The 24,605-nt window shown below is 48.6% G+C and carries 16 protein-coding genes; 4 read left to right on the top strand and 12 right to left on the bottom strand.

From position 1 onward, the window contains the following. Positions 1–159 precede the first annotated feature (159 nt). A complete protein-coding gene (locus GJR95_RS34190; RefSeq protein ID WP_162390123.1) occupies positions 160–4,269 on the bottom strand; it encodes a PAS domain S-box protein in 4,110 nt (1,369 codons plus the stop codon). Positions 4,270–4,498: 229 nt separating this feature from the next. Between GJR95_RS34190 and GJR95_RS34185 the strand changes: the two genes are divergently transcribed. Together GJR95_RS34185 and GJR95_RS34180 are read left to right on the top strand one after the other, a co-directional pair. Beyond that, a complete protein-coding gene (locus GJR95_RS34185) occupies positions 4,499–5,929 on the top strand; it encodes an FAD-binding oxidoreductase (protein ID WP_232540956.1) in 1,431 nt (476 codons plus the stop codon). A 277-nt stretch (positions 5,930–6,206) separates the two neighbouring features. Next, positions 6,207–7,361 (top strand): glycoside hydrolase family 43 protein, encoded by a 1,155-nt coding sequence (locus tag GJR95_RS34180; protein WP_162390122.1) that lies wholly within the window; start codon positions 6,207–6,209, stop codon positions 7,359–7,361. A gap of 81 nt (positions 7,362–7,442) precedes the next feature. Here GJR95_RS34180 and GJR95_RS34175 read toward each other — a convergent pair whose 3' ends face one another. The 7 genes from GJR95_RS34175 to GJR95_RS34145 form a co-directional block, all read right to left on the bottom strand. Next, entirely contained in the window at positions 7,443–8,372 is a 930-nt protein-coding gene (locus GJR95_RS34175; RefSeq protein ID WP_162390121.1) for a hypothetical protein, read from the bottom strand. Positions 8,373–8,469: 97 nt separating this feature from the next. Next, positions 8,470–8,658 (bottom strand): hypothetical protein, encoded by a 189-nt coding sequence (locus GJR95_RS34170; protein ID WP_162390120.1) that lies wholly within the window; start codon positions 8,656–8,658, stop codon positions 8,470–8,472. 224 nt (positions 8,659–8,882) lie between these two features. Next, positions 8,883–12,041, bottom strand: a complete 3,159-nt coding sequence (locus GJR95_RS34165) for a ligand-binding sensor domain-containing protein (RefSeq protein ID WP_162390119.1) — start codon at positions 12,039–12,041, stop codon at positions 8,883–8,885. Between the two features lie 68 nt (positions 12,042–12,109). Further along, positions 12,110–13,942, bottom strand: a complete 1,833-nt coding sequence (locus tag GJR95_RS34160) for an outer membrane beta-barrel family protein (protein WP_162390118.1) — start codon at positions 13,940–13,942, stop codon at positions 12,110–12,112. Between the two features lie 146 nt (positions 13,943–14,088). Further along, positions 14,089–15,474 (bottom strand): FAD-binding oxidoreductase, encoded by a 1,386-nt coding sequence (locus GJR95_RS34155; protein ID WP_162390117.1) that lies wholly within the window; start codon positions 15,472–15,474, stop codon positions 14,089–14,091. 255 nt (positions 15,475–15,729) lie between these two features. Further along, positions 15,730–16,371: a response regulator transcription factor gene (locus GJR95_RS34150; protein WP_162390116.1), complete on the bottom strand. Its 642-nt coding sequence runs from the start codon at positions 16,369–16,371 to the stop codon at positions 15,730–15,732. A gap of 298 nt (positions 16,372–16,669) precedes the next feature. Next, positions 16,670–17,047, bottom strand: coding sequence for a winged helix-turn-helix transcriptional regulator (locus GJR95_RS34145; protein ID WP_162390115.1), 378 nt, complete (start codon positions 17,045–17,047; stop codon positions 16,670–16,672). 81 nt (positions 17,048–17,128) lie between these two features. Between GJR95_RS34145 and GJR95_RS34140 the strand changes: the two genes are divergently transcribed. Then, a complete protein-coding gene (locus GJR95_RS34140; RefSeq protein ID WP_162390114.1) occupies positions 17,129–17,644 on the top strand; it encodes a dihydrofolate reductase family protein in 516 nt (171 codons plus the stop codon). A 228-nt stretch (positions 17,645–17,872) separates the two neighbouring features. After that, positions 17,873–18,418, top strand: coding sequence for an alpha/beta hydrolase (locus tag GJR95_RS34135; RefSeq protein ID WP_162390113.1), 546 nt, complete (start codon positions 17,873–17,875; stop codon positions 18,416–18,418). Positions 18,419–18,558: 140 nt separating this feature from the next. Here GJR95_RS34135 and GJR95_RS34130 read toward each other — a convergent pair whose 3' ends face one another. The 4 genes from GJR95_RS34130 to GJR95_RS34115 form a co-directional block, all read right to left on the bottom strand. Further along, a complete protein-coding gene (locus tag GJR95_RS34130) occupies positions 18,559–19,149 on the bottom strand; it encodes an HD domain-containing protein (protein ID WP_162390112.1) in 591 nt (196 codons plus the stop codon). Between the two features lie 74 nt (positions 19,150–19,223). Further along, on the bottom strand, positions 19,224–19,793 hold the full coding sequence (locus tag GJR95_RS34125) for a Crp/Fnr family transcriptional regulator (RefSeq protein WP_162390111.1): 570 nt from the start codon (positions 19,791–19,793) through the stop codon (positions 19,224–19,226). 223 nt (positions 19,794–20,016) lie between these two features. After that, positions 20,017–20,760, bottom strand: coding sequence for a CPBP family intramembrane glutamic endopeptidase (locus GJR95_RS34120; protein ID WP_162390110.1), 744 nt, complete (start codon positions 20,758–20,760; stop codon positions 20,017–20,019). Between the two features lie 659 nt (positions 20,761–21,419). After that, a complete protein-coding gene (locus GJR95_RS34115; RefSeq protein ID WP_162390109.1) occupies positions 21,420–24,512 on the bottom strand; it encodes an ATP-binding protein in 3,093 nt (1,030 codons plus the stop codon). Positions 24,513–24,605 lie beyond the last annotated feature (93 nt).

The following is a 24,605-nucleotide window of genomic DNA, read 5'->3' as shown; positions in this document are numbered from 1 at the left end:
TCGTGGTTTATATGTAGTCGTAATAACAGGAGCGTAAAGATCGTCGACTCTACTGATGGCCTTTTACGAATACGCTTTCTAATTCCTGAAAGGTATTGCTAGTCAGTTATTTGTGGAAACTTAGATCGGCTGGCCGCTTATGAATGGGTATAGCCGTCACTAAGCGGGTAAATACACGCTGAAAGTGGCCCCCTGATTTGGCTTGCTACTGGCTGTAATGGCACCTCCATGATTGGCCACGACCCGTTCACAAATCGCTAAGCCAATTCCTGTTCCGGCAAACTTATTCTTACCATGCAGGCGTTGGAAAACCTGGAAGATGCGATCCAGATATTTCTCATCAAAACCAATGCCGTTATCGACTACATCGATTTGGTAGTACGCTTTGACTGCTCTGGAAGGTTTAACCGAAGGGGGTAACTCGGTAGCCAGTACTGCATGGCAAGTGATCTGAACCGCTGGCGGTAGAGCAGGCTGACGAAATTTTAATGCATTACTGACTAGATTTTGAAACAACTGATCGAGTTGAGATGCATCACCCAGAATCGTCGGCAATGGCTCGATCGTAACTACTGCCTTTGTTTCGAGAATTGTCAGTTCCAGCGTTGTCAGCACCCCTTCCACTATGTTATGGAGCGATACAAACGTCCCCGCATTAGTGTCATGCTGAGTGGAAATACGCGAAAAGTCGAGCAGATCCCGAATCAGGGTAGCCATTCGACTTGCGGCTGATTGCATTCGCTCAATAAACATCAACTCTTCGCCCGACAGCCCCTTGAGCCGGGCTCGCAACAAATCCCCGAACTGTTGAATCTTCCGGAGCGGTTCCTGCAAATCATGGGAGGCTACGTAGGCAAACTTTTGCAGGTTATCATTGGACCGATTCAGGAGTGTGTTAGCTTCTTCCAACTCTTCATTGATAACCGCATACTCCTCATTATTAGCGGCCAATTCTTCATTGCTGGCCGCTAATTCTTCATTGGCCGCTTCCAGTTCTTCTGTCCGAAGCTGTACTTCGGTTTCGAGCGCCAGTTGAAGTTCACGCTCAATCGTAATGTCCCGAGCGGTCCCATTCATTCGGATGGCTTTCCCGGATGCATCAAATATGGCCCTGCCCAGCGCATGCAGGATTCGTTTCGTTCCTGTCCTGGAATTAACGATGGTATAAACTTCATCGAAAATCCCCCCAGAATCAGGTGTCAAAGCCATAGCTACTGCCTTCGTGACCCGTTCCAGCTCATTCGGGTGGAGGATAGGACTTACCTCCACATAGGACTGCTCTTGTGGATTATACCCAAACCAATCAACCATCCGGTCAGAATACGTGAGCTGATCGGTGGCCACATCAATGGTCCAGGTTCCTAACTGCGCTAACTCGATGGCCCCTCGCAGGCCTGCTTCGGCTTCTTCCAGCTTTTGGCGGGCAATCACCTGCGGGGTTACGTCGATAGTCGTACAAATGACCCCATAGACGGTTCCCGCCATATCCAGTAAGGGCTTGTAAGTATAATTATAATAACCCCAATGCGATTCGCCATTCCTGACCAATTCAATGCGCTCGGCCGTTTCCACATGGATCTCGCCCGTAGCCAATACCTGTTGGTATTTATGGACGAGTTGTGTCCGTTTTAATTCGGGGATAGTTTCCATGATCGGTTTACCAATGATGGAAGCATCACGCCCAAAGAGGTCGAGCATCTTTTCATTGGCTTCCCGCAGGACCATATCCGGTCCTACATATACCAGCTTGGCAACGGGTGAGTTGTAGAAGACAGTGCGTGAAAAGCGCTCGCTTTCCTCAATCGCCCGGCGGGTTAAAACCTGCTGGGTTACATCGGTAACCACGACCAGCACACCCGAAACGCGCGCCACGCCGGAGTTCCGGTCTGCTTCGTGCCGAGGCTGATAGGTCAGATCTAGATAAATGGTTTCGAGTTGATTGTTCCGAACAAGGTCAACGGCTACTTCCTTGGCAATATAGGGAGCGCCTGTTGCGATTACCTCCTGAAGTAAACCATCAAAGCCCTGACCGACTAATTCGGGTAGGGCTTCCAGCAAGGGTTTACCAACGAGCTGACTGGGCTGGCGGCCGACCAGATCTCCATAAAAAGGGTTGGCCATGCGAAAAGTCAGATTGTCCTCGCTGATAAGGGCTATACCGACTGGGGATTGCTCAAACAAGGCCAGTAACTGGAACTGACTTTCTTCAATTCGTTGCCGAGCCAGGACCTGTTCTGTAACGTCGACGGCCATATTCAAAATGGCATAGACCTGACCCCGTTCATCGAAGATAGGCTGGTAGGTGAAATTGAAGTAAAATGTACGCCACTGACCGTCGACTACCAGGTCGCAGCGGTCAGCTGTAGCCTGGTAGGGCTTACCGGTAGTATAGACTTCATCCAGAATCTTAATGAAGGGTTGATCTTCCAGTTCTGGTAACACCTCGGCAAAGGGCCTGCCAAATACGGTATGGCCTTTACCCCAAAACTGAATCATTGGTTCATTTGCCAGCTCAATAATAAGATCACGTCCCATCAGCAGGCCAGTAGCCACGGGGGCCTGTTGGATCAGTGAACGGAAACGGGATTCGCTTTGCTGGAGTGCTTCCCGGCCCGATACAATCTCCTCAATGTCTGTACAATAGCCCGCATAACCAGCCAGGCTACCATCTTCCCGGTAGTATGGATCACCGGCAGCCCGGCACCAGACTACCTGACCATCTGCTTTTTTAATTCGGAACTGAACATCATAATGAGTGCGGGTAGTAATCGCTTTTAAAAAAATGTCGGCACTCCGCTGCCGATCCGTCTCAATAATTGCATTGGCCCAGCCTGCGCCTAAGAGGTCTTCGTAAGCTATACCAGTCCAGTCAACCAGCGTTTTATTCAGATAGGTAAGTGAACCCGTCTCGTCGGAGAGCCACAGACCAGTGGGCGAACTGTTGGTTACATTCCGGAATAAGGCATCACTTTGCCGCTGTGCCTGGGCAAACTGTTCTTCGGCTTTGAGCAAGGCAAGACGCTGATTCTCTGATTCAGTAATGTCTCTGACGGTCCCCGAGAAGATGATGGGCTGCCCCGCTTCATCATATATAAAACCACCCATCACCTGAATGAAGTGGATCGAGCCATCCGTCCAGATAACCCGGGTTTTGTAGTCAATGTCGCCCGTTTTCAACCCGATTTTTGTCGCAGCATCCCGCACCTGCCGATCGTCAGGATGAACGTATTTTAAAAAGCCGTGTCGGGTAAGTTCTTTTTTTGTCGAATCTCCGCAGACAACAGCAGCATAGGCGGGGGTATAATCGATCTGTTCAGTAATCAGGTCCACTCGAAACAGCCCAATACCTGAGCTTTTAATGGCTAAATCAGCCAGTTGCTGGGCTTTTTGTGCCTTGGTGATATCCTGTAAGGTACCATTGAATCGGTAAGCCACCTGCTCATCGGTAAACCAGGCCCGCCCTTTCGCCCTGACAATCGTTTCCTGCCCGGTATGCGGGTGTATAATGGTATACTCGACCTCATAATAGCCACCAGACGTATAATCTAAGGCATGCTGAATTGCATCACTTACGCGTTGCCTATCTTTCTCGGCAATGACACGGATCGCTCTTGAGAGCTCCACTTCGTCTTCGGGCGATAGCCCAAACCACTCTTTTAAGCGGTTATTAGCCGTAAACCTGTTGGTAGCCGGATTTAGGTCCCAGGTACCTAACTCGGTAGCTTCAAGGGCAAATGATAATTGGTCTTTGCTTTCCTGAAGTTGTTCGAGGTTTTTTACTTTCTGTGTGGTTTCCGTACAGGTAACAAATACCCCCGCCGGACTTCCTGATTCATCGGATACAGGGCTGTAACTGAACGTCCAATACACATCTTCCATTTGACCGTTTCGGTAGATGGGGAGCAACTGGTCTTCGTTCCAGGTAGCTCCCTGATCCGAAAGGACCTGGTCGATTAATGGTTTGATAAATTCCCAGATTTCGGGCCATACCTCAGCTCCGGGTCTACCCAGGGCGTGGGGGTGCTTGCCGACATTACCCAGGCTTGGGCGGTAAGCATCATTATAGAAACAAAGGTGCGTCGGTCCCCAAAACAGAAACATGGGAAACCGGGAGTTAAGAATGATACTTAGGGTAGTGCGCAGGCTTTGGGGCCACTGGTCCGGTGTTCCCAGTGATGTTTTCGCCCAGTCATACGTGCGGGTGAGCGCCCCCATTTCTCCACCCCCCTTTAAAAAAGGGTATGCATTTTCGGTAGCTGTTGTATCCACAGGAAAAAGGTATGGCTCATGCTAAAAGCATGACATGTATTTGAGGTAACCGCTTTAGCCGACCCAGCCTTATTAATCGTACTATTTCAGGGTAGTGACGATCAATAAATGGAATTATTGATTTGAAAAGCTTGATCAGCGAATGTAAGGTTTTATCTTTTGGGAATGTATACCTGTAAGCAAAACCATGTCATACAGTTTACCTACTTATTGGCGAATCGATAAGTGTTTGCTATATTTTTTACAAAAAAGAGTAAACTACCCTGGAAGGATGTCAACTATTGTGGAAATACTTATCCAAACCTTTGGGAAAGAGTGTGTTCGCACGCGCGACGAGGCAAGCGTACGTGTGGCGAGCAACTGGCGGCAAACGGAACACCTGAATTGCCTGGCACTTCTTCGTCCAAAAACGACCGAGGAAGTATCAAAAATTCTCAGGATCTGCAACGAATTCAATCAACCCGTTGTGCCGCATGGCGGATTAACCAATGTTGTCGGGGGAGTAGTCACGAAGCCGGATGAAATTGCCCTGAGTCTGGAACGGATGAATGGAATAGAGGAAATTAGTGTGCAGAACAAAACTGCAACGGTTCAGGCGGGGGTTATTTTGCAGAACCTACAAACTGTTCTGGCAGAAAATGGCCAGCATTTTCCGCTGGATTTAGGCGCTAAAGGAAGTTGTATGATTGGGGGAAACATTGCCTCAAACGCGGGAGGTTTGCAGGCGTTGCGATACGGCGTTATGCGAAATTTAGTGTTGGGGGTGGAAGTCGTTCTAGCGGATGGAACGATTATATCATCCTTGAATAAAATGGTAAAAAATAATGCAGGTTATGATTTGAAACAGCTTTTTATTGGCTCCGAAGGTACATTGGGAATCATCACACGAGCGGTTTTAAAAATAGATGATCTGCCTAAAAGCAAGAATACCGCCTTTGTTGCAGTGGAGAGTTTTGAAAAGGCGAATCTGTTATTACAAGTTGCCAAAAAACAACTAAAAAATGACCTCACCACATTCGAATTGCTTTGGCAGGATTATTATCGGTTAATGACCTCGCCCCCTTCACCTTATTCGCCCCCTTTACCCCAAACGTATCCATTTTATGTGCTGATGGAAGCACTGGGGCAGGATGCAGACAAAGACAAAATTTTATTTGATGAATTGCTGGAAAATTGGTTGCAGGATGGGTTGATTGCTGATGCCGTTATTGCGCAATCGCAACAGGAATTAGAAAAGGTATGGGGTATTCGCGAGAATGTAGACTTGATATTTTCTGTGCATAGCCCCGTTTTCTTATTTGATGTGAGTCTGGCCATTTCTGACATGGACGACTACATAAAAAAGATTAGATCAGACCTTCAGCAAGTTTGGCCATCTCTCCATTTTTATGCCTTTGGCCACATGGGTGATGGAAATTTACACTTGTTCATAAACTGTGGTACGAATGACGAGGAAACAAAGCATCTGGTCGATGCGATTGTTTACCAACCCCTTCAACAAATTAGTGGCTCGATAACCGGAGAACATGGGGTAGGTTTGGAAAAAAAATCATGGCTTTATCTAACTCGCACCACGGAAGAAATTGAGCTGATGAAAACGCTAAAAAAAGCCTTAGATCCCAAAGGTATTTTGAATCCAGGGAAATTACTACCTGATTAGGCGGAGGTGATTTACCTGGTAAAAGGCATTCCGTAGGTTGCCAGAGGACGGCGGTATCAATCGCTGTTATCTGGTTGCCAGTCAGCCAGGATGGTCGACTTATGATGAACAGGATACAAAGTAGGTCAGCGTTAAACGTAAGGGTTGCGGTCTTACGGGGCGAAGGAAAAGAGGGGAGTTACGGTAGTAGCATACGGCCCTCTACTGTCTTTCTAGCGAGGGCAGACTTCTCAGGTAGAATATGAACGTTGGCTCAGCTTTAAAAAATAGTATTACTATGCAAAAATCACTGCTTCTGGTTTATTTCCTGATCTCCTTGTTTTTTAGCTATTCTTCGGCGCAAACGACGCAAAGCGTTACTAGAGCTAAAGCCACCTATACTAATCCTCTGCCAGTCCAATTTGGTGACCCTTACGTGTTATACACCCAGGGCACCTACTATATGTACGGCACAGGCGGTGGTGCGGATAAGGGATTTGCCGCGTATTCCTCAAAAGATATGGTCAACTGGAAGTCGGAAGGACAGGTGTATTTTCACAATAATAAAAATGGCTGGAGCGATCCAAAAGCCAGTTGGGGCGGTGCCTATTGGGCCCCTGAGGTGTATGAAGTAAAGGGCAAATTTTACCTGGTTTACAGTGCACAGTGGCAGGTAAATCCAACTCAGGAAGCAGAAAATTTCCGGATTGGCGTTGCCGTTGCCGATAAGCCCACTGGTCCGTTTATTGACCTATCCAATAAACCAGTTTTTGATCCTGGGTATCCCATCATCGATGCCAACGTGCTTTTTGATACCAATGGCAAAGCCTATTTATATTTCTCGCGTTGTTGTTACAAACATCCGGTCGAAAGCGAAGTGGCCGATTTGGCCCGAAAAAAAGGGTGGTTCAATGCAATTGAAGAAAGCTGGGTATATGGTATCGAACTTAAACCCGACTTTTCCGGCGTCATCGGCGAACCGGTTTTAGTGCTGAGACCACCCGTTAGCCTCAGCGACAAACAGGCCGACTGGGAAAGCCGATCCGTTACGGCTCGTGAAGTCAACCGCCGTTGGACGGAAGGTTCGGTTACATTCAAAAAAGACAACCTGTATTACATCATGTATTCGGCCAATCACTTCGGCGGTCGGTATTATGCCATTGGATACGCCACATCCAGTTCGCCCTTAGGTCCGTTTAAAAAAGCGGCTAATAATCCAATACTTCAGCAGAATACCGACCAGGGAGGCAGTGTTACAGGAACAGGGCATAACAGCATTGCCTACTCGCCGGATCGAAAAGAGATGTTCTGTGTGTATCATGCACGAACCGCCAAAACCGGAGACGAACGGGTGGTTTGTATTGATCGTATGGAGGTGAAAAATGGCAAAATAATGATCGCCGGCCCAACTACTACGCCACAAAAATTCCCCTCAGGCGCAATAAAACACTGAATAACAATTGATGGCAAAGCCGTTGCTCTGTGGTAGCAGCAACGGCTGATCAGACTAAGCCAGACCCCATACCGATCAGACTTACAGATATTCTTCTCTATTCGTTTTTGTGTTAATCACGGGTAGACCTTCGATAACGGCTCCACGATCGACGCCATCCAGAAAGGACATTATACCGGCTTGATTTCGGCTTTCCCGAAACCGGGAGTACACATAACCCTCCTCAATCGACAACGCGGCTAAACCATTTAACTTGTCTTTCCTGACAAAATAGGCATTTACACCTGCCTGATTACAGCCCACAAAGGCATAGCCCTTCTCAGTCGCTAAGTCATACAAAGCGGGGAGCGAAGCGCCAAAGTACAAATACGAATAATGAGCCTGCTCGCGCATAAAATTAGGGCTGTAAGGTATACTAATCGCTCGCTCAGACCCGAACAAACTATTATATTCGATAACCACAATGTCGGCCTCGACCACCGTAATGGCTTTCCACACCCAATAATCATTCCCGTCGATATCAATACTGAGCAACCCGATCTGACCGACAATGCCATTGCTAACCAGCAGTTGGTTTATGTTTTCGGCGGTAATAAAACTGGTAATGGCTTTTAGGCTATAGCGCCAATAAAACGAACTCGTCTTAATCGAATCCATAAAGGTTGACGAACCATCCATAATCAACCCCTTCCAGTTATTATTCATCAACAAAAAGCGGGTGTTGGCTTCTTCATAATCCTCCACGCCAAATTCAACGAATGTGTCCACGCGGGGTTTTACCCTATCAATCAGATATTGAATAATGCCGTCATCCCCAAATTGAGAAAATACCTTAAATTCGGCTTCCTTAATGGTTGTAGCCTGCTTGATTAGCTTAGCCAGCGCAGCCCCCATCACTAATTTAGTGGCCACGTTATCTGCTTTGGCTTGTCTGAGTTGCTCTTGCACCTGATTGATTTGTGCCTGCAGCGGTTCAATAAGCCATTGCCTTATTTTTTTGGTTAATTTCATACGACTTGACAGTTGTGGCTATCAACAAAAAGTGCTGTTCTACAATGGGTCTGAGTAACCAATGTTCATCCGGTTATGATCCGTTTTTTCTTGTCCATTACGGTGGACCGGTGAGCCAGCGCGGCTGCCGCTTTGCTTTTTGATGGGGAAGAACGATATCCGCCGGATGGTGCTTAAAGGTACTTTTTTTTGCAATTTTACCGTTGAGGGTGCTCAGAATCATGCTTAATGGAAGGTCTGTTTCTTTTGTCAGAAGCGTCGGCTTCGACGCTTCTGGACGAGTCATGAGGGTTAAGGTCCCTTTTTTTAACGCATCCGATCTAAAAAAAGATGTATGGCCTTAAGTAAACCTTTATGTGAACGGTTTCAAGCTTATAAGTTGATAGAATGGTCAGTAAGTGAGCATGGCTGTTCACTTATCGACTCGTTTTTGTGAACGATCATAACGCAATACAAATCTTATATAATTCTAATGGCAGGTTTGTTAGCATGGACATAATCCTTTGTGATTCACCGTTGTTCAACGTACACGCTCGTGCCGCCATTAGGCAGGCTACTGAGTTGATACACTGCCCCGATAGCGTTAGCACGCTTTTTCATGCTGTCTAAGCCATTACCCTGACCAACGGCTCCCTCATTAACTCCCCTTCCATTATCGTCGATACGCAGGCTCACTTTGCCACCCGTTTGCCGTATCGTCAACCGAACAGCCATTGCCCCTGAATGTTTGGCAGCGTTGTGGAGGGCCTCCTTGCCAATCAGGTAGAGATTTCGCACTTTGTCCGGTCGCAACGTCAGCCGGTCCAGTTCCGCATCGGCATCAACGGTTAGCTGGATACCTCTGACCGTGAGCAGTTCCCGACCCACACTTTCCAATCGTTGGGCCAGCTGACCTGCATTGTTAGTGTCTGAGCGCATCGACCAGACTACGTCGCTCATCTGGGCAATGGTCTGGCGGGCATGGTCGGCAATTTTGAGCAGGAGTTGGTAGGAGTCGTCGTGTCGTCCCTGCTGGTGCATCTGTTGGGCGGCTTCGGAGTAAAACGAAATGCCGGAGAGGATGCCGCCCACATCGTCGTGGAGATCACGGGAAATCTGGTCGCGGATGGCCTGTTCGCGTCGGAGTAGGTTGATGCGGTAGCGGTAGGCGGCAAAAAGCAGGTAGGCAAATACAAGGCCCAGGATGATTTTGAACCAGAGGGTTTGCCACCAGGCGGGTCGTATAATGACCGTTAGGGAGGTGCCTTTCTCATTCCAGACACCGTCGTTGTTGGAGCCTTTGACGCGAAAGGTGTAGGTGTCGGGATCTATGTCAGTGTAGCTGGCGTAGCGCCGGGTGCCACTATAAACCCAATCCCGATCCAAACCAACCAACTGATAAGCGTACTGGTTCTTCTGTGAATTGGTGTAATTGAGGGCCGCGAATTCAAACGAAAAGAAATTCTGGTCGTGGTCGAGGATAATTTCTCTGGCTTCCTGCTTACCGGGCAGAATTTTATCAAACAGTCTGAATTGGGTAATCACAATCGGGGGCAGCTGCCTATTGGAATGGATTTTTGTCGGATCGAAGGCGTTGAAGCCATTGTTTCCACCAAAATAAAGCGTTCCATCCTTGCCTTTGAAAGCGGCCCCTTCTGTATACAAAGCGGTAAACATGCTGCCCTGTAGTCCTTCTTCGGCGCTGTAATTCGTGAATTTATGCGTAGCCAGTGAAAACCTGGAAAGCCCTTTGTTGGTGCCAAGCCAGAGATTAGCTGCGTCATCTTCCAGGATGGAAAAGACCGAGTTTCCTGCCAGCCCATCCTGCTCGGTGAAGGTGGTAAATGTTTCGGTGGCGTGGTCGAACCGGCACAGTCCACCTTCACCCGTCCCGAACCAAAGGCTTCCTTTTGAATCTTCGTAGATGCTGGGAATGGTCGTGGAACTGATGCTGCCCCGGTTACGGCTGTCGTATCTATACTGTTTAAACGTACCGGTTTTTCGGTCAAATCGGGTGAGCGCCTGACTGCCTGGCCCGATCCACAGGTTGCTCTTTCGGTCCTCAAAAACGGACAAAGCCCACCAATCACTAAGGCGCTCTGGATGATCGGGATCATAGGGGTAACTGACGGTCTTTCCCGTACTTCGGTCAAAACTCAGAATACCATTATCCGTGCCCAGCCAGAGCGTACCCTGCCGATCTTCGCAGATAGTGAAAATGGGCGAAGCACTGGAATCCACGACGAAAGGATGATGCAGCGAATAATGGGTGAAGGAAGCATCATCGCGGTTAAAGCGGGAGAGATAGTATCCGTTTCCCACCCAAAGGCTTCCATCTCTGGCCTCATGAATCGCCGTTACTGCATCACTACGTAAACTGGTTATTTTTTCGGGCTGGTGTCGGTAGTGCGTAAACTGTCCGGTTGCCTTATTCAATACATTCAAGCCGCTTTGGGTTGTGCCAACCCAGAGTACGCTCAGGTGATCTTCGCAAATAGCAGCAACGTTATTCTGGCTCAACGAGTGGGCAATAACCGGATTATGACGGTATACCCGAAATGGCTTGCGGTTGGGATCTAACTTAATCACCCCTTGCAGGGTAGCAGCCCAGAGAATCCCCGACTTATCAACCAGGAGTGAGACGATGGAGTTATTGATAATGCTGCCTGGGTCAGCCGAATTATGCGTAAAATGAGTGATGAGGCTACGGTCTTTACTCACTTTATACAGCCCGTTTTGGAACGTGCCTACCCACAGGTTTCCTTCCAGGTCTTCGGCGATGCCTGTTCTCAACTTTCGGAAGAGATCAAGCTTACGCGTAGGGTCAAGCGGATAGTGGGTAAACTGGCCCGACCGGCGGTCAAACGCCTGAAGGACGCCTTCGGAAGTGGTTACCCAGAGCACACCACCGCGGTCTTCGTACAGGCCGGTTACGAAGTTTTGGCTCAGGCTGTTCGGATTGGCAGGATCATGCCGGTAGTGCGTGAAACTCATGCGGGAAGGCTTACCTGCACCGGCTGCTGTCAGGTTGAGCCGGTGCAATCCCGTTGGGCTGCCCACCCAAAGTGTTCCGGATTTATCCCGCAGGGTCAGGTGAAGCCGCTGATCGGTGCTGGGGTCGACACCAAACAGATCGGCGTAGTTAGTAGCGGAAAATTGACCCGTTTTACGGTCTGCCTGTCGTAATTCTCCTGCAAAGCCTCCTCCAACCCACAAGTTACCTTTCCTATCCTCACTGAAGGACTGAGCATAGGTAAAGGCATATGGATTTTTGGGATTCTTCACCAAACGGGTAAACGTTTCCGTGCGCGGGTCAAATCGGCAGGTTTCTTCGCTGGTTCCCACCCAAATCAATCCATACCGATCTTCCCAAAGCGTAAAAACCTGGTTTTTAGTCAGCGACGTTGTGTCGCGGGGATCGAATTTATAATTCGTAAATCGATAGCCATCGTACTTGTCCAAGCCCGTTCCAGTGCCAAACCATAAATAGCCTTTTCGGTCCTGCATGATGGTCATGACAAAGTGAGTGGAAAGGCCCTGTTCTGTCGTCAGCCGTTCGAATTGAACCGTAGAATTGCCTGACTGGTAAGCTTGTCCCCAAAGCCGCAGCGGATAGCCAGTCAGCACGCTTATCAGCATACAGATGGCTAACCACCGCCATGAAACCGATGACTGTATAAAGGCGATCATTAATAAAAGGCTGAATAGTAGGCTAATATATTGTTTTCTGACGGAATTGTTCCTGTGAGAACAATTGCTCAATTCACCCGTTTGCGTTCTTCGTCCGAAGCGGTTCGACGTTGGCTGTTGACTTTCATGCTGGCTTTCCCAAAGCTCCGCGTGTAGGCCAGTCGCACAATACGAGGTTCGTTCAAGGCAAAGGTCGTCAGTTTATCCAGACGCAATTCCGGGACCGTAGTGAGGAAGCGAAGTTGATTCGTCCAGAGTAGATCCGTTACCGAAGCGGTCAGTGTACCCCGATTACCCGATAGTTTTTTCTGAACGCTCACCGTTACCTCGCCCCGACTCAATAGCCTACCGAATTCGTTTGCGGTGGGGGTTGCGTACCAAGCTGTTACCTCTGCCGTAAATTCATGGGGTAATCGGAATGTGTGCGTCATATTGAATTGCCCGCCAAACTGACCAATGTGATACGTTTTGTTTTGAAGTGTGAGCGAATTTTGGGCAAATGTCATCGCCAAACTGTTCTGAGTCTGCCACCAGGGGCAGATAGTAACAGGTAACGATAGAGACAGCGTTAGCGCATCGGAGCGATCCAGGTTGCCAGGCCCAAAACCAATCGCGTTATTGGTCGGATTGATCATCGGCGCGGACCGACTTAGTGGGTTCCGTTCGTGGCTATAGCATAGGGCCAGCGAGAAGCGGTTCACCGAATACGAAGCCCGGATAATGTCGGCAAATGTCGGCTGAAGGGCTGGATTTCCCGTCATTAGCAGCGGGTCCCAAAACATACTGAACGATGCAATCGCATCGAACGGAGAGCGAAGGATTTGCCGAGTGTAGCTTAGTTCATATCGACCATTTTCCCCGATTTTATGCGATAACGAGAATGTTGGCAGTAGACTCCAGTACTGACGATTCAGGAACGATGCGCCTTGTGCATCATGCATCTGACTGTTTGTATATTCCGCCCGAAGGCCAATGGCTAAGGTGGTTTTATCCGAAAAACGGGTAGTCAGGTTTGTGTATGCAGCTCCAATGGTTTCGTTCAGTCGATCATTCCGGTTGAAGGCCACATCCGACTGCCAGCCGGTTGCTTTCCATTGGCTGCGGTCAACGCGGTTGAGCAACAATAATCGGGACGCTTTCACCCCGACTTCCAGCGTACTTTGCTTACCCAGAGGCCGAACGTAGTCGGCCTTCATAACCTGAATGCGAATGGGTGTTTGCCGGTCTATGTTCATGCGTGCCGGGTCGGTTTTCTCGGTAGTTTCATCCGCATTCTGACTCCCGTACTGGTTGGGGTTAGAGTCCGTGTAGGCAAGGTAATCGACGTCGAACGATAGGCTGTGGCCTGCTGCAAACGCATGTTGCACATGGGCATTTGCCATTCGCTGCTGCCAGCGTCGGTTTTCGAGCATCTGCCCATCGATGCGGTTGCGAGTCCATCCAGACAGGATTGTGCCCTGCTCCGATGCCATCTGGTAGCGGGCATCTATTTGCGCCTTGTTGGCGAAGCCGGATACCAGCAGCCCGACCATTGTTTTCGAACCTGGCCTGAAATCAGCTCCTACATGCAGGCTATGATTGGTTTGTGTGACCACTCGGTTCATGCTGATGTTCGTGTGCAGAAATCCCTCGCCGATTGGGCTGCTGCAGTCATTGGAAATCTGCTGTAGCGCTTTGTCGTTTGTCATCGTGTAAGCCAGATAAAACGATGCCCGTTTTTGCCGGTGCGTCAGTTGCAGCGAACTCCCCGAACGTGGGTACCAACCCAGACCACCCATTAAGCTGATCTGCCCAGCTGTACCGAGGGAATCGTTTGTCGTTGCCTCCCTGTTTACCATCGATTGAGCATACAAACCTGCCGAAGCAGCCCAGAGAGCCAGTAGAAGTAGCGAAGTTTTCATGACCGTGACCGTTTAGAAGCCTTGATTCAGCATCGTTGAATCCTGAATCAAAGTTGGCGGAACGCAAAGGGCAGCACAATCCCCAAATTCGGGGTAGTGCTGCCCTTTTTTCGTTTTCAGCATGCAGTTGAAAACAGGCACAGGCCTTAACCAGCCTGAGGCCGGATATTCTGGTTGACCCGGAAGAGGTTGTCGGGGTCGAATTTGGCTTTGATGGCCGCTAAACGGGGGTAATTGTCGCCATAGGTAGCTTTCACCCGGTCTTCGCCCTCTTCCATCATGAAATTGATGTATGACCCGCCAGCGCTGAAGGGATGCAATGCCTGCCAGTAGTCGCGCGCCCAGTTGGTGATGGCATCTTTGTTGGCCGGATCAGGGTCGACTCCGGCAATCACCATCGCCCAGGTTGCATCCCGATAGCCCCAGGCGGTGGCGTGATTACATACACGAGAGGCAGCCCCATTGATGGGATACAGGTGCATGGTCGAAAGCATCGAAGGCAGGGCCTCACCATAGTTGAGGTGTAACTCGATGACTTCGTCGCTTAGTTCGTTGACATAATCGCCTTTCCAGTACCATTGTAGCCCCGGCGGATATAGTGCATCGAACATGCCCTGCATGACGGGTACGGGCATGGGACCAAGCATTTCCAGTACAGGTTTTTTAATCTGGCGGATTGGCTCAAACACTGATTCGGCTTCTTCGGGTGGGCCACTGTAGCACCAGACAATGCCGCACATCTTTTTCAGGTGAAGCTCCTCCGGGAAAGGCGGACCCGGCGGCACGGTCAGGAAGGCAAACCAGCCATTCAGGGTATCGGGTGCTTCCTTGATAAAGGTTCGATACCAGCGTAGGATATCGCGGGCGTCGTCCAGGTTCCAGAGCATCGGTCCGGCTACCACTGTGCTGATGGGATGTGTACGGAATAAAAAGGACGTCACGACGCCGAAATTGCCTCCTCCACCCCGAATGGCCCAGAACAGATCGGCATGCTCGGTGGCCGAGGCTTTTACTACCCGCCCGTCGGCCAGCACGATGTCGGCTTCGAGCAGGTTATCGATGGTCAGCCCACATTGCCGGGTCAGATACCCTAAACCTCCACCCAGCGTTAACCCGGCCACCCCGGTGGTGCCGTTGATCCCCGTCGGTACAGCCAGTCCGTGGGCATGCGTGGCTGCGTCTAATTCGCGTAACAGGCAGCCTCCCTGAACCCGAACGGTTCGCTCGTCCGGATTGACCTCTATGTGTTTCATTGGCGATAGATCAATTACCAATCCTTCCTGGCATACGCCCAGACCCGCACCATTATGGCCACCGCCTTTTATTGCCAGTAACAGATCGTGTTCACGGGCAAAGTTGACCGAGGTGACTACGTCGGTTTCGGTGGCGCAACGGACAATCAGGGCGGGGCATTTGTCGATCATGCCATTGTAGACGCTGCGGGCAATCTGGTAGTCCACTTCATGGGGTTCGATGAGCTGGCCTTGTAAACTGACCCGAAACTGAGCAATGGGTAATTCGGCAGTTGTCATGTTTCTACTGGTTAAAAGGGTTGGCAATGAGTTTGTATGATTCAGAGGCCCGGCTGCTCTGTTGAGGCCAGGCCACTAAGAGCTTGGTCTGACTGATGAATCAGAAGCCAGTCCGGTCTGGACCGGGTCACTCCGGACCGGGACAAAATTCACAAATAATAAGAGGGGGGTAAATCCCCAAAAGTGGGGGTATGCCGTCCTTGTTTTCGAGGATAGCGACGGCGGGAAGACGAAAAAATGAAGACTCTAGCTAGACTAGACCAGCCCATCTTTAAGGGCTTTGGCTACCGCTTCGGTCATTGACGCCACGTGGAGTTTGCGGTAAATACTTTTCATGAATGAACGCACCGTTTCGTAGCTGATACCGCCCATACGGTCGGCAATCATTTTGTAGCTTAGCCCTTCCACTAAATACTTGAGCGTTTCGGCTTCACGCTGGGTCAGTGGCTCGGCATCGGAGGGAGCGTAGCGATTGTGCATTACCTGCTGGAACACCTGAACGGCTTTGCGGGCAATACTGGGCGAGAGCGGAGCGCCCCCGGCATGGGCATCCTGCACAGCTTCGATCAGGCGGATGGGCGTGGAGTTTTTCAGGATGTAACCGACTGCCCCAGCGCACAAGGCCCGAAATATTTTGTCCTCTTCCTCAAAGACGGTCAGCATGACGATGTTGATGAGCGGGTATTTAGCGTGGATAGCCTGGGTGGCCTGAATACCGTCGAGACCGGGCATTTCGATATCCATCATAATGACGTCAGGCTGAGCGTCGCGCAACTGGCGATCCCACTGAACTGGATTAGGGAACGCTCCGATTAGTTCGATACCGGGCATTCCGTCGAGAAGGATGGAGAGGGAATCACGGATGGCCGTATTGTCTTCGAAGAGGATAACGCGCATGGTGAGCCTAACCGGTTGATTGTGACGTAAACTACGGCAAATCGTTTGGCAACATCAATCCCCGAATGTGGGGATACGTCAAACAATTTTTTATTTGTGAATCGCTAGATGAATCTGGACGAGTGATTAAAACATAAAGCGGTGATTGTACCAGTACACATCCGTATTTTCTTCCTACAAGGCACAATCTGGCTGCCGGAGCAGTGGAGAATTTCAATTCGTTGGTGGGTCTTCGGCTGGTCCGGCCTGACGGCCCTGGCATTGTGGTCGAATTTCTGCATTATTTATGGTTGAAGACTCACTTATCCTCTGAAACCGAAATCTCCTTCCCATCAGCATACAATTTGCCCCAATTACATAAGCTGTCCAAAATCGGAACCAGGTCAAGGCCTTTATTCGTCAAAATATACTTTATGCCAGTTGGTACTGTATTCGGGATTTCCCTTTTTATCAAAATTGCGTGACTTTCCAATTCCTTCAGTTGTCTTGCTAAAACCATCTCAGAAATAGCGGGCAATCGTTGCTGTAAGAGATGAAAACGATCATTACCTTGGGAGATGTAGTAAACAATTTGTGATTTCCACCGGCCACTCACCATACTAATCGCGGAATTGCGTTCACACACCTGAAACAGGAACTGCTCATTCAGATAATTAGTCGATTGTTTTTTTCTCATAGTCAAAAAGTAAAGGCTAACAATTATGTTAGCCATTGCCCGTAAAATGGCCGATTAAGACATTTGTAAAAATACAAAAAAATGAAAATTACCATCTATATAGCTGTTTCGACAAATGGCTTCATATCCAATACAAGAAACGTTCCTGACTGGTTGTCGGAGGAGTATGGGCAGGGGCTTTATGCTATTTGCCAAAAATTTAACGCAGTTATCATGGGTAAGACAACTTATGATATACTGGCCCCGAATTATCTTCCCCTTAAAAATGAGGGAACAACGGTTGTGCTGACCACCAACAAACAGGCAAAATCAGATAACTCGACAGTAGTTTTCACACAAGAAAGTCCATCTGAGATCGTTCAGATGCTCACTGACAAAGGACACACTGAAGCGGTTATAATTGGAGGGGCAATGGCTATTAGTGAGTTTGTGAATGCTGGTCTCGTGAATGACATTTATTTTGTCATGGAGCCCGTCCTCTTCGGAAACGGCTTATCTCTACTGAAAGGAGTTGAGATTGATTTTAAACTGAATCTACTAGAGGTTACAAAATTAAATAATAGCTCCCTCCAACTGCATTATGAATTACAAAAATAACCTAATTTGAGGTCTTGTGAGCGCTAATGCTATGTTAGCGACCGTCGTTATCACCTGTTCAATTAAGTTCGACAATTTGGAAGTGGCAGGACGAGAGTCTATTACACTCAAATAGCTTGACCGTTTTAAACGGGGGAGGGGCTAGCCAGACATTTGGCTTATGAGCTTTTGTAATGACAGGATCACTCCAGATGCATGGATCAACTAAACTAGTGTAACTCGCTGGCTATGAGAAAACAGGTGCTTTTTATACAGGGCGCAGGTGAGGATGGGTATGAGGCAGACGCTAAGTTAGTGGCCTCCCTGCAAAACGCATTGGGGACGAATTATGAAATCAGTTACCCTCGACTGCAAACGGATGAAGCTGCTCCGGATTTTGGTTGGATCAAACAAATCGGAAATGAAATTGATAAACTCAATGACGGTGTTATTTTGGTTGCCCATTCCTTAGGTGCCTCACTATTGCTCAAATACCTGTCTGAAAATAAGGCGTCGAAAAAGGTAGCCGGGATTTTGTTGCTATCCACCCCATTTTGGACTGGTAATGAGGACTGGGTACAGGGTTTAAAACTTCAGGAAGATTTCGCCCAAAGCCTTCCCCAAAATAGTCGGATTTTCTTTTTCCATTGCCGAGACGATGAAGAGGTTCCGTTCGATCATCTTGCCACTTATAGGCAAAAGCTTCCAGCGGCCACTTTTCGCGAAATTGAAAGCGGGGGACACCAGCTCGGAAACAATCTTACTCTAGTCGCAAAGGACATTCAAAACCTATAAATTCTTCACAAATCAGCCATCTCGTGCATAAGCTGGATAAGCCACAACAGCCAATTTTTTTTTGATCGATAAATAACTATATAGGATCTACTAAAAATTGTATTTTGCCTGTCAGTTACGAGGTCTCTAAACTGAATGCTTTACCTTTTTAAGATTCCTTTGTCAACGCTGTCGTTAATAAGCTCTTCCGCGTATTGCCAGATTGTATTGGAACCCTGTTGAATCACCTGTTTTTTGGTATACACCTGCTCGTAATTCACCCCGAATTCAGTCCATGTACCTCCCTTGTTCGACACATTCTGTAGTAGGGGTTCGAATCGGTCCATGGCTCGGGCAAACTTAGCTTCATTTGTTTGCCGCGCTTCAAACTCTTCCCAAATGGCTATCATTTCATTTGCCTGATGATCAGGTAGTAAGCCAAAGATCCGTTTAGCAGCTTCCCGTTCTTCAGCCGTATTATCATGACTTTTTTGTGTATCATAAATAAATGTGTCTCCAGCATCTATTTCGACAATATCATGAATCAGCAGCATCTTAATAACCTTGAGCAAATCAACCGGAAAATTTGTATGCTCGGCTAAAACAATGGCCATCAAGGATAGATGCCAGCTGTGTTCTGCGTCATTCTCGTTCCGATCACTGTTTAACAGCTTCGTCTTACGAAGGATATATTTAAGCTTATCCACTTCCTTTATAAACTCAACCTGCCTTAATAGATTAGCCGTTTCCATTTGTTCCTTTTTGATGATGGAACAAAATTGAGGGGTAAGACTGTAAACGCAATTGCCAATTGGCAAGAAACACATTAGGGGATATTTTTTCGTATCCGACTGAGCGAAGATGGAGTGATGCCCAGATAAGAGGCCAACATATTGAGCGGAACACGATTGGCCAGTCCTGGGTAATGGTCGAGAAAATTCAGATATCTTTTTTGGGCGTCCTGAACCAACATATTACTGGTAACCTTCAACTTATTTTCCAGTACATAGGACGTGATTTTAACGAATATATCGTGCCATTCGGGGATGAGAGCGGAAAGCTTTATAAAGTCCTCTTTGGAAAAAACTAAAAGCTGACAATCTGTAATCGCTTCAATGTACTCGGCTGAGGGCATTTCATCGCGAAAACTGTTCATGTCAACGACAAATCGGTTCTCATAGACGAAGTATCGGGTGAAACTGTCGCCTGATTTATCGTAGTAACAGACCCTGAAAACCCCGTCTGTTACGTATCCTATCTGTGTGGAAATTCTTCCAGCTTCTGCAAAGTAAGCTCCTTTGGCAATGTTCTTCCGTTTAGCCTTAGTCTGAATCAATTCACGTTGTTGTGAGTCGAGGTGTCCAAATTGGAGCAAATAGGCAATGAGTTCTTCCATTAGTCAAACCTATTAAATAATACACAAACATTGACCGCCATGGTTAAAGACAGACAATGCAGGTAAACAATCCTGGAAGCGTCTTTCTCTGTCATTTACGGCTAATGATTCGCAATCTCACTAAATCTTCATGTATCTGTTTCGTAAACAGGGCATTTTATATAAAGGCCAATTCGGCTGATTGACAAAGGTTAACCTTGAGTATTGCCTCTATCGTTACCAATTATAGTAGGTAAAATATACAATAGGTCATGCCTAGATTAAAGCCTGAATGGCAGAGGATAGCCCCTAGAATTGAACTGGAATAGGTTTTGAACTTAATGAACAGCATGCTGACTATAAACATGCTTACCACCCAAATTAAAGCCGGTACTACATAGAAATGCCATTGATTATGGATAAATACGAAGCCAAAATGAGAGAGGTGAGTTAGAGCGAAGGCAGAACCATCGATTTGAGTAGCTTTTCTGTCACCCACTGAGTTGGCAAAACTGGCGTGAACGATTCCTCTGAAGAATAGCTCTTCGCCGATTGGGCTAAACAGCATCCCTGTTAGGGCCACAACAGCAAACAGAATTGATTTATTAGACGGGTTGATAGCCTGGGGTATGTTATATGATTTACCAATATACACGTACCAGTTTTGGTAGGTGTTAGCGTATAAACTCCAGCCTACATAGTAAAGTAGTAAACTGAAGATAAGGCCAGCTAAAAACGCCACTAATAGCCAGCCATATCGCTTTGGTCTGGTTAATCCGATTCGTCGGCGTCCAGAAGAGGTCAAAAATAGAAACGGACATAAGGCCGAGATGACCATGATTGCCCCGATTGAACTGTAATTACCTGATGCGTTAGCCAACAAGACCAATAAAAAGCGGGGGATACAAATGAAAAGCAGTAAGAAAAGACCGAATTTCCAATCTAAAGTAACTAGTTTATGCCAAATGGGCCTTACTGAGTATTCCACAAGGTGCTGGTATATGATGACTGTTCCGGATAAATTAATGGATCTTGGTGCAATGATTACAAACCTATAAGCCGGGCAGCCGTTGCGGTTTTTGAAACCGTATAGGTTTAAATAGGCCGAGCACTAGTTTGCTTTCATATAAACAGGACTTTGGCCTGGAGCCGTGTCATCGCACGGCGGACCGTGGTTACTAATGATGGATAAACAAACCGTGGCACCGCTGGCGGACCGTGGCTCCAAGCCAAAGTCCTAAATGTAAAAGGGGATTGAGAGAGTTGTCTAATCGTTTTGGCGGGCGAGCCGTTCGATGATGATAGGAATCGAGCTGTAAACCTGTTGCAAGAAGAAGCAGGAATCACTGGAAAAGGGGTTTACGTCTAAAAAGAACCATCTTTTTAGAAGCAAATGGCGTAGTAGCCATTTATCAAAGCATTGGCTAAACGGAATCACAACAAGTCATTTTTTTACGTTTAGTGATTATACAATGGCTCATTTGAAACCAGCAGGATAATAAAAATTGTACAATTTTTGTAAGACAATCGTAGCCTTAGTTATCTAATCGCATTAACTAGCTCTGGTAGTAGGTAAATAGGGCGAATAGGATTCATTTCCAAGGCCGGTGAAATACACCAGGCAATCCATGAAAAAGTGAAGGAAAATTAGGATTGGGCCGAAAAGTCGCGGGGTGATAGCCCGTACATAGTCCGGAAACACTTGGCGAAATATGCCGGGCTCTCAAAGCCTACCCGATAAGCCGTCTCGCTGACGGTCAGCCCTTCGCGTAGGTAGAAAGTGGCCTGTTTGAGACGGTACTGGCGCAGAAGATCATTGGCCGATAAACCCGTTAGCGTTTTCACTTTACGAAATAGATTCGTGCGGCTCAGGCTTAGCTGGCTCATCATCGTTTCTACTCCGAATTTCGGATCGGTTAGGTGCGCATCCATGAGTTGGTAAAGCTGGGCCAGAAAAGGATCGGGCGTCTGGGGTGCCAATGGCACGGGGTCCGGACTGCCAAGCGTCGAGCGGACCCACTCGCGCAGCCGCTGTCGGCTGGCTAGTTGATTACGCACCCGCAGTTGCAACTCGGTCAACTGAAACGGTTTGGTTAGGTAATCGTCGGCACCCTGCGCCAAACCCTTCAGCCGACTCTCGACGGACACTTTGGCCGTCAACAGCAGAACGGGAATATGACTCGTTCGGATATCTGACTTTAGTTGATGGCAGAGGGTATAGCCATCCATTTCGGGCATGAGCACATCGCTAATTACCAGATCCGGCATGAACTGCTGAGCCCGTTCCAATCCCTCAACGCCGTTACGTGCCCAGTGAATCTGATAATCCTGGGGAAGACTTTCGGTGATAAAATCGGCCAGTTCCCGATTATCTTCCACGAGCAGCACAATCGGCCTATAGTCGGGGATATCGTCGATCTTTTCGCCAGTTGCCTCCCCCCCGTCAGCGGAAGGGAGTTCAGCCAGCACCGAATCGGTGGACAGTGCCGGACGATACGGCAAGTAAAGGGTGAAACTCGTGCCTTTACCCACCGCGCTTTCGGCTTTAATATACCCCCCTTGTCGTTCAGCGAGTTCTTTCACCAGGGCCAGCCCGATGCCGGTGCCTTCCTGCTGGCGTGTCGCTGAATCGTCAACCTGATAAAAGCGATTAAAAATTAAGGGCAGTTGGTCAGGCGCTATGCCGATGCCAGTGTCCGCGACGGTTAGCGTAAGGGGGGAAGCCTCCAGGAGGGAAATACTAATGCGCCCGCCAGTAGGGGTGAACTTTATCGCGTTCGAGAGGATATTAACCAGAATCTGTTTGAGTTTGTCGGCATCAAACCAGTAGTCTCCCGGAAGCTGGCCGTTTACCGACAGGGTGATAGAGCGGCCGTCAGCTTGTCCTTGAAAGGTGCTAATTACGCTACGGATGAATTCGTTCAGGTTGCCGACTGAGGCATGAATGGGCATCATCCCGGCCTCTAGTTTGGTCATGTCCATTAACTGATTAATCAGCCCCAGTAACTGACGGGCATGGGTTTCGATCCCTGATAGTCGTCCCTGAATAGCCGTGGACTGCCCTTCCTGCAACAGTTGCTCGATGGGACCCAGAATCAGGGTTAAGGGAGTGCGGAATTCGTGGGTGATGTTGGTGAAAAACCGGCTTTTCATCTCGTCTAATTGCCGGAGATTATCGGCCTCCATCTGCCGTTGGACAAGTTGCTGGCGTAATTTGTACCGGCTGCGCAACGATCGATACAGAAACAGCAAGCTACAGGTTAGGATAAAACTCACTAACACAAAGAACCCGCCGGTTTTCCAGAAAGGAGGTTGTACAATCAGCTGGAATGTATGTCGCCTGGCCTCCCATTGGCCCGCTTTTAGCGCTCGATTAACCACGAAGGTGTAGTTACCCGCCGGTAATTGATAACTGGCTGTTGCATCGACGCTCTCCTCTACATTCCATTGTTGATCAAAGCCTTGCAGCCGAAAGCGAAACGTCGAGGAATGCCAGCTCGCGTAGGGTGAAAAGCGGATACTCAGTAAATCGTTCTCCTGAATGGTCAGTGTGGTTCGCCCCAGACTGGATGGTCCCCGACTGGATGGTCCCCGACTGGATGGTCCCCGACTGGATGGTCCCCGACTGGATGGTCCCAGGCTATCCCTGTCCAGGCGACGCTCGTCTGAATTGGTTTCTAATCGGGTGCCATTAATCACTACGTCCAGCAGATTCAGGGGAGGCAATGGCTGCATCTGGCCAAGATCATACTCGAACAATGTCCGGCCCGTCGTTACCCATAGTCGATTGGTGGAACTGGGAAAGCAATCGGATGGTAATTGCATGGGCTGATGCCCTTCAATGCGCTCAATGACACCCCGGCTGGTATACCGGTAGAGTGTTGTTTCAGTCGGAAAGTAGGTGTTCCCCTGCGGATCATCGAAGCAGTCAAACACGATTTGACGGGGAAAGCGGGTGGAAGGAATCAGGCGTAGCTGCCGGATCTGTCCGGTAACCGGGTTTAATAGATCAATTTCGTTATCCAGGCCGATCAGGATGGTGCCATCGGAGCGGATGTGCAAGCCGTAGGTAAGCAGACTGCCCAGTGAGGTATCCGAATGCTGTGGATCAGGCTGGTAGGCCGTTAGGCGAGTGGTAGCTGGATGATAGACATAAAGCCCCTGATCACTGGTAAACCAGATACGCCCCTGCCGGTCCTGGGTAATACAGCGCACATTCGCTTTTTGGTTAAATACGTGATCAACGGCACCGGTACGCGGATTAAAGCGAAGCATGCCCTGGCCTCGTAACCCAATCCAGAGATTAGCCTGGCCATCGGCGAACACATAGTGACAACCGTACTTGGCTAAATACTGACGGACCAGCCGTGTCGTGTCGGCCACGCGCCGAATCTGCTGTCGCTGCGGATCAAAGTAAGGCAGCGCATAGCCTTCATCTTGCTTTAGCCAGATGCGGCCATCGGGGGAGAACATACAATGATAGTAGTAATCCCCTTGCTTGAGCACAGGGTCATGGAATACCCGAAACCGTTGTCCGTCAAACCGCACCAGCCCATTATGGGTAGCCAACCACAGCCTGCCCTGCTTATCTTCTTTAATTTCGTTGGTTTTCAGGCTAATACCGGGCGGTTCACCAATCTGGCGAATCAGCCTGGGCATCAGCTGCTGAGCCAGTAGTCGCCCACCGGTCAGCCAGGCCAGCAGGTATCCGGCGACCATCAATTGGCTAGATCGTTTCACAGGCTACAAAGATACTAATTGCCGAATTCTATTGATGCTGAGTGACTCTGTGACCTCACCAGGCTGAGCTGCTACGTGCCCCGGCAGGCCATT

It is taken from the genome of Spirosoma endbachense (assembly GCF_010233585.1).
Lineage (GTDB): Bacteria > Bacteroidota > Bacteroidia > Cytophagales > Spirosomataceae > Spirosoma > Spirosoma endbachense.
Note: the sequence above shows the minus strand (reverse complement) of the source record. Positions and strands in the feature narration are given on the sequence as shown.